Annotated in this window: 15 protein-coding genes; 7 read left to right on the plus strand and 8 right to left on the minus strand. The window is 59.9% G+C overall.

From position 1 onward, the window contains the following. Positions 1 to 5 precede the first annotated feature (5 nt). From ACZ2G3_RS19420 to ACZ2G3_RS19445, 6 genes are all read right to left on the minus strand, one after another. Positions 6 to 1,406 (minus strand): conjugal transfer protein TraH, encoded by a 1,401-nt coding sequence (locus ACZ2G3_RS19420; protein WP_419270827.1) that lies wholly within the window; start codon positions 1,404 to 1,406, stop codon positions 6 to 8. After that, the gene (gene traF / locus ACZ2G3_RS19425) at positions 1,403 to 2,407 is read right to left on the minus strand and encodes a conjugal transfer protein TraF (protein ID WP_419270829.1); all 1,005 of its coding nucleotides are present in this window, start codon (positions 2,405 to 2,407) and stop codon (positions 1,403 to 1,405) included. Before traF ends, ACZ2G3_RS19420 begins: the two co-directional genes overlap by 4 nt. Positions 2,408 to 2,511: 104 nt before the next feature. Next, on the minus strand, positions 2,512 to 3,651 hold the full coding sequence (locus tag ACZ2G3_RS19430) for a DUF7146 domain-containing protein (RefSeq protein WP_419270831.1): 1,140 nt from the start codon (positions 3,649 to 3,651) through the stop codon (positions 2,512 to 2,514). Positions 3,652 to 3,708: 57 nt separating this feature from the next. After that, the gene (locus ACZ2G3_RS19435) at positions 3,709 to 3,954 is read right to left on the minus strand and encodes a hypothetical protein (RefSeq protein ID WP_419270832.1); all 246 of its coding nucleotides are present in this window, start codon (positions 3,952 to 3,954) and stop codon (positions 3,709 to 3,711) included. A 75-nt stretch (positions 3,955 to 4,029) separates the two neighbouring features. Beyond that, positions 4,030 to 4,395 carry a hypothetical protein gene (locus ACZ2G3_RS19440; RefSeq protein ID WP_419270834.1) on the minus strand — a complete coding sequence of 122 codons (366 nt, stop codon included), beginning with the start codon at positions 4,393 to 4,395 and terminating at the stop codon, positions 4,030 to 4,032. An 11-nt stretch (positions 4,396 to 4,406) separates the two neighbouring features. After that, positions 4,407 to 5,000: a hypothetical protein gene (locus ACZ2G3_RS19445; RefSeq protein WP_419270836.1), complete on the minus strand. Its 594-nt coding sequence runs from the start codon at positions 4,998 to 5,000 to the stop codon at positions 4,407 to 4,409. Positions 5,001 to 5,524: 524 nt separating this feature from the next. On the opposite strand from ACZ2G3_RS19445, the gene ACZ2G3_RS19450 reads away from it, so the two are divergent. Beyond that, complete coding sequence (locus tag ACZ2G3_RS19450; protein WP_419270838.1) at positions 5,525 to 6,421, plus strand: hypothetical protein; 897 nt, start codon at positions 5,525 to 5,527, stop codon at positions 6,419 to 6,421. Positions 6,422 to 6,547: 126 nt separating this feature from the next. Here ACZ2G3_RS19450 and ACZ2G3_RS19455 read toward each other — a convergent pair whose 3' ends face one another. Together ACZ2G3_RS19455 and ACZ2G3_RS19460 are read right to left on the minus strand one after the other, a co-directional pair. Continuing rightward, entirely contained in the window at positions 6,548 to 6,700 is a 153-nt protein-coding gene (locus tag ACZ2G3_RS19455) for a hypothetical protein (RefSeq protein ID WP_419270840.1), read from the minus strand. A 71-nt stretch (positions 6,701 to 6,771) separates the two neighbouring features. Beyond that, positions 6,772 to 7,920, minus strand: a complete 1,149-nt coding sequence (locus tag ACZ2G3_RS19460) for a calcium-binding protein (RefSeq protein WP_419270842.1) — start codon at positions 7,918 to 7,920, stop codon at positions 6,772 to 6,774. A 449-nt stretch (positions 7,921 to 8,369) separates the two neighbouring features. Between ACZ2G3_RS19460 and ACZ2G3_RS19465 the strand changes: the two genes are divergently transcribed. The 6 genes from ACZ2G3_RS19465 (at position 8,370) to ACZ2G3_RS19490 (ending at position 15,300) form a co-directional block, all read left to right on the plus strand. Next, positions 8,370 to 8,894 (plus strand): single-stranded DNA-binding protein, encoded by a 525-nt coding sequence (locus ACZ2G3_RS19465; protein ID WP_470400031.1) that lies wholly within the window; start codon positions 8,370 to 8,372, stop codon positions 8,892 to 8,894. Positions 8,895 to 9,001: 107 nt separating this feature from the next. Next, positions 9,002 to 10,114: a recombinase RecT gene (locus ACZ2G3_RS19470; RefSeq protein WP_419270846.1), complete on the plus strand. Its 1,113-nt coding sequence runs from the start codon at positions 9,002 to 9,004 to the stop codon at positions 10,112 to 10,114. Positions 10,115 to 10,170: 56 nt separating this feature from the next. Next, the gene (locus tag ACZ2G3_RS19475) at positions 10,171 to 11,139 is read left to right on the plus strand and encodes a lambda-exonuclease family protein (protein ID WP_419270848.1); all 969 of its coding nucleotides are present in this window, start codon (positions 10,171 to 10,173) and stop codon (positions 11,137 to 11,139) included. Between the two features lie 61 nt (positions 11,140 to 11,200). After that, on the plus strand, positions 11,201 to 12,193 hold the full coding sequence (locus ACZ2G3_RS19480; protein WP_419270850.1) for an AAA family ATPase: 993 nt from the start codon (positions 11,201 to 11,203) through the stop codon (positions 12,191 to 12,193). A 74-nt stretch (positions 12,194 to 12,267) separates the two neighbouring features. After that, positions 12,268 to 13,398: a DUF3150 domain-containing protein gene (locus ACZ2G3_RS19485; RefSeq protein ID WP_419270852.1), complete on the plus strand. Its 1,131-nt coding sequence runs from the start codon at positions 12,268 to 12,270 to the stop codon at positions 13,396 to 13,398. A 63-nt stretch (positions 13,399 to 13,461) separates the two neighbouring features. After that, entirely contained in the window at positions 13,462 to 15,300 is a 1,839-nt protein-coding gene (locus ACZ2G3_RS19490; protein WP_419270854.1) for a vWA domain-containing protein, read from the plus strand. Positions 15,301 to 15,402: the final 102 nt, after the last annotated feature.

The following is a 15,402-nucleotide window of genomic DNA, read 5'->3' on the forward strand; positions in this document are numbered from 1 at the left end:
GTGCCTCACTTGAAGGGGGAGTGGTTTAGCACAAGGTAGTCGTGCATCTGCATGTAGAGCTGAAGGTTGTCCTTCGGCGCCGGCGTTTGTTCCGCAATGACGGCTAGATCGCGCTGCATCCGCTCAACGGCCCGCGCAAAATCATTGCGCCGCCAGTCATCGGCATAGGCGGTCTCATACTTGCTGGCGGCAACGCCTTGGTCCACAGCAGCAATGACGTCCGCCACGAACAGCGTTGCCAATTCGTAGGCAAGGTAGCCCTTGATCTCGTGGAACAGCTCGTAGGGTCCCGAGCTGCCGGGAGGTGAGGCCTCAGCGATCTCCATGAGCATGGAGCCATAGGTGCCGAGCCTACCGATCAAGACGCCAGTGTCTGCCGCCGTGCCGGTCCCGTTGATGACCCTGAACAGCAGCGACGAGCTATCAGCAGGGCCGGTGCCGATGATGTCTTCTTCAAGAAGCTTCTGAAGGCCCTTCAGGTCGGCGACCCGTCTGCTCATATTCAGGCACTTTTCGGCATCGACACATCGGAGGAACTGAACGCTCGGATTTCCGTAGATAATGTCGCGGATTGTCATGCCGCCACCGCCAATGGCCGGCTTCACGTTGCGAGATGGCTCGCCGTCCGAGTCATTTACTGGGCCCGTGAGAACGACGGTGCCAGTCAGGGTCATCAGCGCTTCCATCAGCTGTTTGTCACCGGAGGAAAACCAGCCTGACATGCTGTGATCTTCCATCGCCTTCCAGACGACGTTGACCTCAAACTTGTCCTCGTAGGTTGAACTGCCACCCGGACCGGCAGCAGTGAGGGAGTCGATTGTCGAAGACAACGATCCCCAGAACGCATCGAACGCATCGTTATAGCCTTCTTGGATGGTCGTGCCCTGCATGCCCTTCACATCGGAAAGCTCCATCGCCGCCACACCGCTGTTCACGATGCCCTTGGCGAGCTGACAGCTGTTGCCGGTGAACTGGTTCATTTCCTGAATTGAGCGCTGAAGGCCGGAAATGATTGTCGAGCATTGCTCGCAAATGTTCTTCAAGGCGAGGTGAAAGGCATAGCCAGCCGCGTTCTGGGCGATGCTTCTGAGAAGCTGCACGAACTGAGCGGCGTTGATCATGCTGAAGCTTCCGCCGAAGAGATCAACCCCTCCGCAGCCCGCCGCAAAGCTCGGCGGCGTGAAGTTCAGGACATTCACGTTCATCACCTTGCCGCGGACATAGACAGAGCCGCCATAGAAGCCGCCCCTGCGCGCTGTGGAGAGTGCACCAGCACTGTTCACCTGCACATTCACGCCGAGCATGTTGTCCAGTTGCCCGTTCAGGTCGGCGGAGACAGGAGCGGGCGCGGCGATGGCGAGTGCAGCCGAGGCCAGCAGTGCCAGGAGGTGTCGTGTTTTCGTCATTGGCTGGCCTCTGTGGTCGGTGCGGTGGTGAAGTGCTGGGCGGTCGTGCGAAGGAAGTCGTCGGCCTGGCGCAGAATGTCTGGCAAGCCTTCGTCCCTGATGGCATCCGCTTGGCTGACCATCGGGTTGACGGCCTGGGTTTTCCGGAAGGCATCTTCGGTGATCAGGCCGGATCTTCGCGCGATCATCAGGATGCGATCTGCGATTTCTGCCCCGCCGGTCGGGTTCCAGGTGACCGGAATGTAGGTGCTTGGCGGCGACGCCAGGAACACGGCCCCGCCATTGGCAACCCCAAGCTTTGCCGCAAGGCCCGCATCGAAGGACTGTTTGATCTCCATCTCCGGCGGCAGAACGGTGCCGTCCATGGAAATGGCCTGCCATACCAACCCGTGGGTCTGCTGCATTCTGAAGAAGTTCTCCCCCATCAGACCGCAGGAGGAACAGTTTTTGTCGAGGAACATGATCAGCGCATTGCTCTTGAAAAGTTCTGTCAGAACCTCGCGTTTTCCCGCCTCGGCTCGCTCTTCTAGTTGCTTGGCAAAGGTGTCCTGCCGCGGCCGCCGCCGTCCCTCGTCGAGTTCTGGGTGGCCGGTGGTGACCTGCGTAACCATTTCCGAGAACTGCTCAGAGCGATCGAGGGCCACCTTCTGCAAAAGCAGGTATCGCTCGACATTCTCCGGACTGGGATTGTTGGTGGCCACATCCAGCGCCTCAGGCATGGCTTGGCGCAGGAATTCGACGCTTCCTGGCGGTGGCGGGGCCGGTGCTGTCGCCTGCTCGGTCGGGAGCGGAACGATCTCGGGCAAGGATGGTGGTTCGGGCACCGTGGCCACCTCGGCAGACGGCGGGGGCAGTGGTGCCTCCGGTTCCGACTTAGGTTCGGGCTGGGGAGGCGGGTCCTCATACCAGTACCAACCATCGGCCGAACCATTGAAGTAGGTGTCAGATATGGCAAAAGTCGCGGTGGAGAGAGTCAGCAGCGCGCCTAAAGGCAGTGCCATTAGCGGTTTCAACACGTTTCCTCAGCAAGACAGCCGGTTAATGTATATCTTCCTGTGGCACGGATGCGGACAAAAAAAAAGAGCCCCGAGGGCTCTTTTAAGGTTCAGTATACCAGCGTTTGTTGGGAATGTCCTTCATAGGCGTGAATCACAGCTGCATGACCGTGATCTAAAAGCACATCGTTCCAATCTTCACTGGATGTTTTGTTAAAGGCAGGAAGCAGTATTCGGCATCCGATGCCCTCATCCAGCAGACGCTCCTTGAGCTTGCTGGCGTGGTTGATCCCGGCCTCGCCTTCGTCGCGATCTGCCCAGATGGTGGCGGCCCTAACAAATTGAGGTGCCTTCCAGCTTTGAACAAGGGTCGCGTAGCCCGCTGCGAAGACCGGATGGCCGGTGGCGTAGGAGATGGCCAAACCGGTCTCGATGCCTTCGCAGACGTTCACATGCGCTGTTGCAGGAACGCGGCCGATGATGCGAACAGCACCATTCAGCTTCTGCTCCAGGCAGCGCAGGATCTTCTTGGGCTTGTCGACCGGCGCCTTTTGCGGCTTGTCGTGGTCGAGGAAGATCCGGTGAAGGCCCACCGCGCTGCCGTCCATCCCGTGCATCATCGAGACGATGCCGGGAAAGCAGATCGGCGGCTGATCCTCCACGTCGCTGCGCGCGTAGTAGAGGTTCGGGTGGAACCGCATGTGCCGTTGCCGGTAGATGAAGCTTTCCGCGCCAATCCCCCGCGCATCGCGCAGATAGGCGATAGCCGGATGATTGTCGGGAAGCTCGTCGAGCGGCTTGGCCTCTGACCATATACCGGCCAGAAGATCATTGCGCTGCTTCATCTTCAGCGTGTCCAGCTTCTCGTTCCGGGGCGGAACGGGCGGCGCGGTGAGGCGGCGTGGCCGCACCTGCCGCTGATCCATGCCGAGCCCCATCTGGCGCTTGAGCATGTTGACCGCCTCGAACTTGTCGCAGCCGGACAGGAACATCACGAGGTCGATCCCGGTGGGAAAGGCCCCGCAGCTGTTGCAGATGCCGCCGCCTGTTTGGGCGAAGTCGTGGAAGAGGCGGAAACCGTCTCCCCCGGCTCCCTTGCTCGACCCGTGAACGGGGCAAGCGCAGCGTTGGTCGCCTGGCTTGTGCATGATCGGCGTGATGTTGGGAAATATGGATCCGATGATGCTGGGCCAATGGCCCTTGGCTTCGCTCTTCACGAGGTCGAAGTCATTCAGCGAGTGCAATGACATTGGGTGTCTCCTGAAAGAGCAACCCCAAGAGGGTGATGCCCTCTGTTGGGGTGGGGGTTACCGAGATATTCCAATATGCGCGACGTGGAGTTCCACGAGGTCACTCGGCACGGATGCTTCGCGCTTGCAGGCATAGACAGCGGCCAGTTCGTCGTTGAACTGGCGATAGGTGATGTCGCGGCCGTTGATGATGCAGGGTTCGTCGGCATAAGGATCGTGGATGTCCTCGGCGATAAGGCCTGCCGCTGATTTGCCGGCGCGGGAAATTCCAAGAACGCGGCAGATCGCGATGATGATGGTCATGTGGTGGCTCCAAAAAAAGGGGAGCCAGCCCCCTCGGGGATATGACTCCCCGGTTGGGTTGATGGATTGACTAGATCAGTCGCGCAGACCGCCGTGGCTGGTCAGGACAGCCTGAACAACTTCGACAGGTACGCAGCGATAGACGGACTGCACCGGTGACACGCCCTCCTCTTCGAGAAGATAGGGCATCAGCGCCGGGACAGGTTCTGACGGACAGGCACACTCGACATGCGAGTAAGGGCCATCCCGTCGCTGCGGCTTGCAGCCGTGGGTCTCGCTAGCCTGGACCGACAGCGAAAAGCCGTCCATGCAGATCATGCGGGGAAGGAGCTTCACCTGAGCGGATCTCCGGATAGGCGAGCCGTGAAGCCTTGACTGCAGGAGGGCACTGCTGGTGCGGCACATCGTCGGCAGGGCGAGGCGGGTGTTGAACAGATCCATCTGAAACTCCCTCAGAAATAGAAGAAGGCCGAGGCGAAGATCAGGACTGACCCGATACCGCCCCATTTAAGGATGCTGAACACAGTTCGCTCGAAGATCGCCCCACTCGATTTGGTGGCAATCTCCAGCTTCTCCTTGGCGTGAGCCAGTTCGCGGCCCAGCTCGTTGTGCTGGCGCTGCAACTCGGCAAGCGCAGCTTCAGCTTTGGACACTGCCGCGTCAGCCTGGTCCAGATTGTCCACCAGCAAAGCCTTCTCTTGGGCGAGACGCTTCATGCTGTCGTTCATGGACGTATAGCGTGCAGCGAGTTCCGCGACATGGGCCGGATCGTTGAGATCCATCCCTGTCACGAGGTCGCCCACAGGCAGCGCGGGTTCTGCGCTGGCAGGTCTGATCTTGGCGCGGGGCTGCGACCGCGGCTTGCGGGGTCGTGTTGCCTGCGCCTGAACCTCCGGCTTCGCCGCATCTTCGGCGTGAGAGCCATCGTCAGCGGCGTCGATCAGCGGATTGTTGTCAAAGCCCCTGGTCCGGTCATAGCCGGTGAAAAACGCGACGTTGGTCGGCTCTTCGCTTTGACGCGTGACCATGTCCTTGATTTTACCCATTAGGATTCTCCATTCGAAAAAAGGGGGAATCCTCCCTGCAACGGGAATGGATTCCCATTGCGGGGTTAGAAGGGTCGCCTGACGCTCGTCGGAGATCAGGACATAGTTGGACAGCCCGCATGAACTTCGAGGTTCATGCCGCGCGTCATGCCAAAGGTGGCGAGACGCGGCCGGGGATGAGACCCGGACTGTTGCGCGGCTTCGAGTGCTTTCGGGACTCGAATGGGCCATTACAGCCGCCGCAAAGGCTTCATAAGCCATCCGCCTGCCCGGTCGGAGACCGGATGAGACGCACCCTTTCGGGCCGTGGACCGTCGCAGGAATTGCCTGCGAACATTGTGTCTTCGGGAAAGACCCCAGGCGACAGCCTGTCTCTGCAAAGCAGAAAGTGGGTGAAGATTAGCAGGCAGGTTCAGCCTCTGGCAACACTAAGCTACAGGAAAAAATAACGTGCAGTATTGTCAAAGAACTTGGCAGGGTGCAAAACTGCCCGGAAATCATGTGCCAGGAGCGAGGGACCGACGATGGCAAGACCGCCGAGAGCCACGGGCAATTCACCCAGCAGCGTCCACCCGCGCGACAGGCGCACCGCGTTCGAGGACCTGCCGCCCGACCGGCAAGCTGAGATCCTGGGCCAGCGGCAGGCGCGTTTGGATCGCCGCCGCAACACCTATCGCCCAAAGGCCCCGGCCATCTCTGCGCCCATCGAGATCCACACCGCAGAGATCCAGCTGGCCTATACCCGCTGGTTTGCCGCCTGTAACGAATATGCAGTGGCGATCGACTACGTGGCCCGCGAGCGGCTGACGGACCGCGCCGATTACAACCGTTACCTGGACGAGTTCGATGCTGCCCTGAACGAGCTGTCGGAAACGGCGCTCGGGCTCTACACGCGCTACGAAGGACTGTCGAACGGCGGCAAAGCCAACTCGCCGGTGCCCTCGAAGATCGATGCGCGCATTCAGTCGAAACGCAGCATGCAGCTGCTGCAGATGTTCCGGCAGTGCGACGACATCCTGCGCATGATCTCGTTCCTGTCGATCTACGGTGATCTTCCGGAAAAGCAGGCGGCCTCTGATACAGCCCGCGTCACCAACAGCCTGAATACATGTCTGAAGGCGCTCCGTAAGGTGAAGGTCAACTGCTTCCGCCGGATCATCGAAGCTGAGGCGCTTACCGCCAAGGCCGCCGACAAGATGACGGTGGAAGACCTTGAGGCGGCCCGCAAAAACGCAGGGATCAAGGACGCCACCTCGCGCTGGCGTCGTCGCAAGGCGGCGCCGGTGCTCAATCCTGGCGCCCCGGCCAGCGAGCCGGTGCCCGGCACGACCGAGAGCACGGCAGAACCCGCGCCTGACGCCCCACCTGTAGAGATGCCTGAAGCTCCCGCCGATAGCGCAGCCCGCACGGCTGCCGAATAGCGCGGGGAATATCCGGCAGGTCTGCTGCCCCTGCTGTAGTGAAGCCGGCTGGAGCCGGCTTCACTACGATTTGCAATGCCAAGGGGGATTTCTATCAGCTCAGATCAGGCTGTCCCCCTGGCCACATTATTCTGTTCGGCTCAGCGCGTTGTAGCGGTTCAGCCAAAACTGGCTCTTGCGGTCGGCTTCTTCGTAAAGTGGACCTGCGCTGACGCCCTGCTCTTCCAAGCGGCGCACCTGCGCAAGCCACTGACGCCCTCGCTGCTCAGCTTCAATCAACTGCTCCTGCCGAGACCTTCGAGCCATGTCTCGCTTCCTAAAATAAGCTCCGGAGGATCGGCAGAGCCAAATCAGGTGAAGATGAAATCATCAACCCCAAGGCGGGAGTGATCGACATTCGAAAGGGTGATGGTCACATCGCCGAAGGAGACTCGTGCGTCACTCCCCAAGTCGGCGATGCTGACTTGGCCGAATGCTTGGGCGCCACTATTGATTACGATCCGGTCAATGCCATCGGCAAAATCCGTGATCCGGTCAGCGCCGCCGCCCGTGGAGAACAAGAAATGATCTGCTCCAGATCCGCCGGACAGGCGGTCATTGCCTGCGCCACCTGAAAGACGGTCATTGCCTGCGCCACCAGACAAGCGGTCGTTGCCTCCCTTGCCCGACAGAAGGTCATTGCCCGATCCTGCGGTAAGGGAGTTGCCTGCTGCATTTCCGGTGACCCGATCACTGCCTGCACCGGTCACGACGTTTTCTACATTGCGGATGACGTCGAGCCCTGCGCCAGTGTTCTGCGCGGCGGTTTTTGAAAGATTGACTACAACGGCCGTACTGGCGGTAAAGCGGACTGTGTCCACGCCCGTTCCCCCGTCAATGGTATCGTTCCCCAACCCACCTTCAATGGTATCCGAACCTCGACCGCCGTATAGGCTGTTGTTGCCGGCGTTGCCGACAATCAGATTGGAAAGTCCATTACCCGTGCCATTGATTGCGCCTTTTCCCTGCAAAATAAGATTTTCCAAGTTGGCGCCTAGAGTCCAACTAACCCAAGCACTCACCTGATCAGCCGGGTTTGGGTCGTTGTCATAATAGGGTCGATAACTTTCCATCACCACATCGCGCAGGTGGTTTACCAGATACGTATCGCCACCCTCGCCGCCAGTCATGGTATCGGCTCCGGCCCCGCCATCCAGAAGCCCGCCTCTATCACCGCCGGTAAGGACATCATTTCCGACGCCCCCTCGCAGGATGGAATAGTCCCCCATCCAAGCATTCAGAATGTCGTCGCCGTCTCCGCCGTCCAGCAGGTTTACATCGGCGCCACCACGCAATGTGTCGTTTCCAGTTCCTCCGAAAATCTCGTTAGGATTCAGAAAAGCGCCTGTCAGCTCATCATTCTCTCCATATCCATACATTCTGATAATTTCGTCATATGGAAATACGCTCTCTGCCATAAGCCGATTGCTTCCTGCAGAGCCGTTGTAAACAATTGCCATCTCTACCCTCGATTGGAGAACCAGATCAGGTTTACTGTGCCGTAAACTGTCTGGCGAGAGGATACTTTCGGCCTTTGTGCCCGGGCTTTGAACAGCGGCTTTGAGCCTTGTCGCGAGAGAGAGGCGTCAGCGCTGGATGAACGGCAGTGGGTAACCACTATTGCCAATATCGCGATGGCCCTGCTAATCTTCACCCACTTTCTGCTTTGCAGAGACAGGCTGTCACCTGGGGTCTTTCCCGAAGACACAATGTTCGCAGGCAATTCCTGCGACGGTCCACGGCCCGAAAGGGTGCGTCTCATCCGGTCTCCGACCGGGCAGGCGGATGGCTTATGAAGCCTTTGCGGCGGCTGTAATGGCCCATTCGAGTCCCGAAAGCACTCGAAGCCGCGCAACAGTCCGGGTCTCATCCCCGGCCGCGTCTCGCCACCTTTGGCATGACGCGCGGCATGAACCTCGAAGTTCATGCGGGCTGTCCAACTATGTCTGAAACCGTTGAAACCCTGATGGGGGCACTCCCCATCTGCGGGCTTGCTCCTTTCCAACACTGGAGTCGAGCCATGCTCAACCGTGTTCAGCTGATCGGCAATCTTGCCGATGATGCGGTGATCCGCACCACGCAGTCGGGTGTTCGCTACGCGACATTCCGGCTCATCACCTCCGACGAGACTTGGAACAAAGCCACGGGATCGTGGGAGGCCGAGACGACCGCTTTCGATGTGGTCGTTTGGGGCCAGCTGCTCAAATACGCGGAAAAGGCTGCTCTCAAGGGCCGCCTGTTCTTCGTCGAGGGCAAGATGAAGCTCCGTCGCTACGAGCGGGACGGCAAGCTTCACTATGCTTGGGAAGCTGTCGTCAACGAACGCTTCGGCTCCTTGCGGAGCCTGAGCCGCCGCAGCGACGGAGACAGTCGGGGTCACTCCGACCACGGCAATGGCGCCCCGCACAACGATGACGAACTGATCGAAAGCTAACGGTCAGCGATCTGACAAACCGGGCCGCAGTTCGCTGCCCAATCCCTGATGGGAGATCTCCCATCATGGGGGGTTTCCCTCATTTTTTTTCCAAATGAGGAATGATAATGACCACTCCCCGTATCCCCTACCCCACCGAGCGCGCCCAATCCCGCGGCATCACCAAGCAGCAATGGGGCGTCTTGATCGGCACCACCTTTGCCAATGCGCAGGATGGTGAGTCAATTCTGCAAGCCTGGGATCTTGCCCAGATGCGCGGACTTGATGTCTTTGGCGGCCATGTCGCCATCGTCAGCCAGTCGCGCTACGATAAGTCCAGCCGTGAATGGGTCAACTACGAGACCTGCTGGTTGACTGTCAAAGCTCTGATCTTTCTGGCCCACAGTTCCGGCACCTTCGCCGGGATCGATGAGGTCAAGTTCGGGCCGATGGTCGAAAAGACCTACCAGGGCCAGAAGCGCGGCCGCGGCGGACAGAACGAGTCTGCTGCCGTCACAATCCGGGCTCCGGAGTATGCGACCGCGAAGGTCTACCGTTTCGTCAAGAATGAGCGCTGCTCCTTCACCGATACGGTGTTCTTCGACGAGGCTGTGGCGCTCAGCCAAGGGCTTCCCAACTCGGTTTGGGGGCAAAAGCCCATGCTGATGCTCGCCAAATGCGCAAAGGTTGCCGCTTTGCGTCTCGGCTTTGCCGAGTGCGATTTTGCGGCAGAGGAGATGGCCGGACAGCCAGAGGCGTCTGACATCATCCCGATGGCAACCGGCGAAGCCGGATCGCCTGCCTCAATGCAAGAGGAAAGCGGACCGCAGCCCATAGCGGCCAATGACAATGCCCGAGGCTTCGACCCGGCGCCTTCTTTCGGAGAAGCGGTGGAAGCGTTCGACGCCTTGCCTCACGATGCATTGCGCTGGCTGGACCGCAACCTGGAGACTGCAGCGCAGATCGGCGCGTTTGACCAGACGATCGACGCCATGCGGCAGACACTCGACCATAGCTGTCACCAGCTCGGCGAGACCCTGCTGCAGTCGCTGTCCATCATGGCAAAGGACGCCAAGTTCTCCGCCATGTGGGACTACATCAAGGGCGCGCGCGATCACGGGGGCGAAGCTTTCGTGAAGGCCAAGGGCCAGTTCGAGAAGCAGGCCAAAGCCGGCGCGATCAGCCATGACGTGTCCAATGCGGCCGCGACAGTCCTCACCTTCATGCAGGCTGCTGCCTGATACCCGCGAGGGGGCTTCCCCCTCTGGGTGGCCCCTCTTCCAACTGGATAGGTGCCATGAAGCTGATTCATTTACAGCAATCCACGCCCGAATGGCTGGAGTGGCGCAGGGGCGGCATCACCGCATCTGACGTCTCCTGCCTCTTCGGGTCCAACCCCTACAAGACCGAATGGCAACTGTGGGCTGAGAAATGCGGACTTCGGGTCGAAGACGACATAGAGGGCAACCCCTATGTCCGGCGCGGCAAGATGTTCGAATACATGCTTCGGGAACGGATTTCGGCTGATCGCAATATCGGCCTCATTCCGGTCTGCGCCGAGCATGACACCATGAGCCAGATCAGGGCTTCGCTGGACAGTATCGACCTGTCAAAGAGGCCTTGGGAACTAAAGGTGCCATCGCCCGGCAACTACGAACTCGTCTGCAAGGACGGGCTCAACTCGGAGCCAGCCCAGAGGTATCTGCCGCAGGTGCAGCACCAGCTGCTCGTCACTGGTGCTTCCGAAGGCTTTCTCGTCTTTGGCGACATCGACGATGAAGCTGACAGGCCAGTGGTGCGGGATTACAAGATCCTCATTGTGCCTGCCGATCCCGGCTACCAGGCAGAGATTGTCCGCAGGGCAACCACCTTCCTGAAGGCCGTGAAGGACGGGACTGAACCGGCGAAAGATCCCAAGCGCGACCTTTTTGCCCCTCAAGCACCGACTGATGCTTACGAGTGGCAGAAGAGCGCGGCGAAACTTCGTCCGCTTCTTGCCCAGAAGGCTGCACTGAAAGAGGCCCTGAAGGACGTCGAGGATGCGATTAACTCCGCGTCCGTGCCGCTGCTGAAGGTTCTCGGTCTCAACAAGAGCGGCCAGTTCGCCGGCATCCGCGCAACCCGCGTGGAAAAGTCTGGCAGCGTGAACTGGCGCGAGCTGGTGAAGTCCCTCGGGGCCGATCCGGAAGAAGAAACAACTGTTGCTCCCTTCCGCAAGGCCGGGACCAGTCACATGCAGATCTCGGCGCTCGACGCCGCAGACTGACCAACCCCAACGGGGAACATCCCGTTGAGGGGGTGTTCCCCTTTTTTTGAGGAATACTCCCATGAACACAATGCCTTCTGCATACCGTGCCGACATCACCTGGAACCCGACCCCGAAAAATATCTCGGAGGTCTTCAGGATCTCGGCACCCGGAACTGTGCCAGTCTTCGAGAACGATCGGTTCTTGCAGGCCACATCTGAGCACTACCGGTTCCACAAGGAGCAGCTGCGCGGGGTACTGGCATTTCTCTTCTCGGCCTCAAAAGGCGATGCGCTTCTGGTGCATGGTCCTTTCGGCGCCGGTAAGACATCCCTCATCCGCGAAATTCTCGGACGGCTTCGTTGGCCGACCCTAATGCTTTCGTGGAGCGAGAAAAGCGACTCCTTCGAGCTGATTGGCCGCCAGGGCCTCCAGTTCGGTGACACCATGTTCGATTACGGCCCGCTCGCCTTGGCTGCAAAGCTGGGGATGGCGTTGGTCATCAACGAAATCGACCGTGGCCGCGCAGGTGATCTCGTCGCCCTGAATGATGTTCTGGACGGCGGCAACCTGGTGATCAAGGAAACGGGTGAGGTGATCGAACCCCATCCCAACTTCCGCGTGATCTGCACCGCCAACTCGGCAGGCAGCGGCGATCTCACCGGACAATATGTCGGCTCGGTCCGTAAACTCGACCCCGCCTTCCTCGATCGTTTCGCGATGATCAAGGTTGGCTACATGGCGCAGGAAGACGAACTCGACCTGCTCATGCTGCAGTTTCCGGACTATGCGAAGAAATCCAGCCTGTTTCTGACAAAGCTGACCAACTTCGCGCAGGAAACGCGGGCCAAGGCCGTCGATGTCGCCGAAAATCTGGCGACACCCATCTCGACCAGGGCGCTCATGCGAGCCCTCAATCTTGGTCGCAGCATGGGGCTGCTCCGACGCATAGGAGAGTCAGATTTCTCGACCAAAGAGGATCTGCTGCCTGCGCTCGATCTTGCGTACCTCAACCGCCTGCCGGCCGAGGAGCGCGAGGCAGCCGTCCAAACACTAGAACTCTGCATGGGCTAATCGCCCAAGCATCACCCCGCGGGGAGCATTCCCCGCCAGGCGGATGCTCCCCTTTTTTTCTGACGGAGAGAAAGATGAGCATTCAGACCACCATCCTCGACAAGATCGCTATTGTTGATCTCGGCTTCACGATCTGGTCCGGGGCCAAAGCGCTGGAACCCACCGACTTCGTGAATGTCGATGTCTCTGACCTGCCGTCCGCAAGGGTGGCGAGCTACGGGCGCAAGAACCTGATCGACAAGGATGCACTGCAGCCTTTCAAGCAGATCCGGACAAAGGCCGAGCGTGTCTGCACGCGTGTCGGCACCCGCTTGCTCGGTGGCTTTGCCGTCCCGCAGGACAGCATCGACCAGATCGGCCAGGAGCTGGATAGCCTCTGCGTCGAGTTCGAACAGGAGCTGGACAAGTTTATGACCAGCTATGACGACATGATCGAGGACTGGATCACCAGCAACCCCGAGATGGCCGAGCCGTTGCGGCGGGCTGTGATGCCTCGCGCTGTGGTGAAGTCGCGCTTTCGCGCGTCCTTCAGCATCTTCGAGGTCAACGCCTCGTCGCGCGACCGAACCAACTCGATGGCGAAGGTTGGCACCGATCTTCTGGACAGCATTCTTGCGCAGGTTGTCGGAGCCTTCAAAAGCCATATCGAGTCCAAGCGCGGCCACATCGACGACAGCTACCGCGTCGAAGTGCGCCAGACGGTCGGCGACATGGCTGCCAAGATGAGCCGCTTTGCCTTCATCGAACCTTCGGGTGGTATGAAGATCCTGGCGGACAAGCTAGCGGCGGCCGTGACTGGACAGGGAAAGATCGCTGGTCAGGAATTCCTGACCCTCTATGGCCTTCTACGCCCGCTGAAAAGCGTGACTGAGGCCAAGCGTGTGATCGCGGACTATGCCCAAGCGGGTGTATCCGCCCCTGCCCCGCATCCCGACCCGCAGCTGGACCTTCCGGCTGCGCCAGCTCCCAAGGCTGAGCCGCCGCAAGACGGCTTCGGGTTCGAACCTTCCGAGTTTGCGACGGACAAGCGCGAGGACACTCCCGCCGGTCCGCCAGCATCCGCCGGCGGGTTCAAGAAGGCCGACTTCCTGCCCCTCGACTTCGATGTGCCGGAAGAACCTTCTGCGGATGCTCCACAAGAGGCTCCCGCGCCTGAAGCCAAGCCGTCCTCTGCCTCGGCATGGGCGGTGGACTTCGGTTGGTAACACTCTCGACTGCCCCTTCGGGGCAGTCACCCACCCTTGCGGGTCACGTACCCGCATTTGCGGGTGCTGATCCCCCTGACATTCTCGGAGATCACGAAGATGACTACCTCAGTCAACATCGATTACGCCAAGGTCGCCATGAAACTCGCATCGCTCCTGGGGCGCAAATATAACGTCAACATCCTCTTTGGCGGCAATGAGGCCAAAACGGACGGTGACACGATCTACCTGCCGCATTGGGATTTCCACGATCCCCGGAAGCGGAATGCGCTCTATGGCCTCATCTTCCACGAGGCCGCCGGCCATGTGCGCAACACCGATTTTGACGCGCTCCAGCGCGTTGCTCGGGCTAGGCGGAATACACAGGCCAAAGTGCCGGACGAACTCTGGCATGCCGCCAGCAACATTCTCGAAGACATTCGCATCGAGCGGGCCGGTTTGCTCCAGTATCCTGGCGCCAAATCGCTCCTGAACTCGGTCTGCGAGCTGGTGTTCGAGGACTATCCGCGGGCAGAGGATCAGGACAACCACTGGACCCTTGCCCTCAACTGGTCGATCCTTACCTTTAGAAGCCGCATCCTCGGCCAGACCGTGCTGAAGCATCTGTCCGAGAGCTATACAGCTGTGGCGCGGCAGCAGTTTGGCGATGACGTTCTGTCCTCGGCCATCACCATTGCTCAAGAGGCTGCCATAGCCCGCGACACCGTCGCGGTGCTGCAGCTGGCGGAACGTCTCGTCGCACTCTTCGATGACGCTTTGCCTCCGGAACAAAAGCCGGAGCAACCGCCACAACCGCAGCAGCAGCCAACTGGCTCGCAAGGGCAAGACGGGCAGCAAGGCGGCTCTGATGGCTCGCAAGGGCAAGACGGGCAGCAAGGCGGCTCTGGTGGCTCGCAAGGGCAGGACGGGCAGCAAGGCAGCTCTGATGGCTCGCAAGGGCAGGACGGGCAGCAAGGCAGCTCTGATGGGGCAGGTGGCGGTGCCAGTGGAAGCGGACAAGCGTCTACGGTCGCAAAGCCGCTCAGCAAAGCGCTTCCCGATAAGGCTAACCTAGCACGCTATGATGTCGCGCAAAGCCTCGCGCGGAAGGCAAAGGCTCCCGACGGTGGGCCTGCGCACGAGGTTGGCTATGTCCAGCCGAACGTGGGGTCTGACGTAGCTGGCGGCGGTCGCATTGACCTTGATGATGTGTCCTCCGAACTCCGGCAGGCGGTCACTCTTCGGCAAGGCATTGTAGGGGCGGTCTCGCCTATGCTCTGCGGCGATGCCGAGTACTCTGAGCCTCGGAGATCCGGCAGGGCTCTTGATCCGCGTCAACTGACGCGGGTGAAGACCGACCCTGATCCGAAGGTCTGGAGAACACTCCAGATCGAGGATGATCAGAGCGTGGCCGTCCAGATACTCATCGACACATCCTCGTCAACCAGGCAGAACAACATCCTGGAAGAGGAACGAAAGTCAGCGCTCGCGCTGGCATCAGCGCTCGAACAGTATCCGCTGGTCGAAACTGCAATCTCCCATTTCCCGGCTGACTCCAATCTTGGTCGGGATCTGGCACCCTTGCTCAAGCCGTTCGACAGGCCAGTCTCGCTGTGCCTCAAGGGATGGCCTCGGGCAAAGGGCGGCACGCCTCTTGGCGCAGCCTATCGCGCCAGCGCCTTCAACTTCTTCCTGTCCGACAAGGAACGGAAGATCCTGTTCGTGATGACGGACGGGAAGCCCGACAATGAAGCCCAGGCTTCAACAGCGAGGCTTTGGCTGAAGCAGATGGGGGTTGAAGTCTATGGCGTGGTGATCGGTCAGAAGACCTTCCCCGCGGAAATTTTTGACGATGCAATCCTGATCCAGACCGCTTCCGAACTTCCCAGGGCGATCATGGAACTGGTGAAGCGACACGTCTGATCGGCGAGCCCCTCCGGGGGCCTACCGCTTCCGCAGGGACCGGAGAACTCGCCTTTTCCGGGATCCGCCGAAACTACTATTTAACGGGCTGTGCATTGCACA

It is taken from the genome of Paracoccus sp. KKT209 (assembly GCF_055635455.1).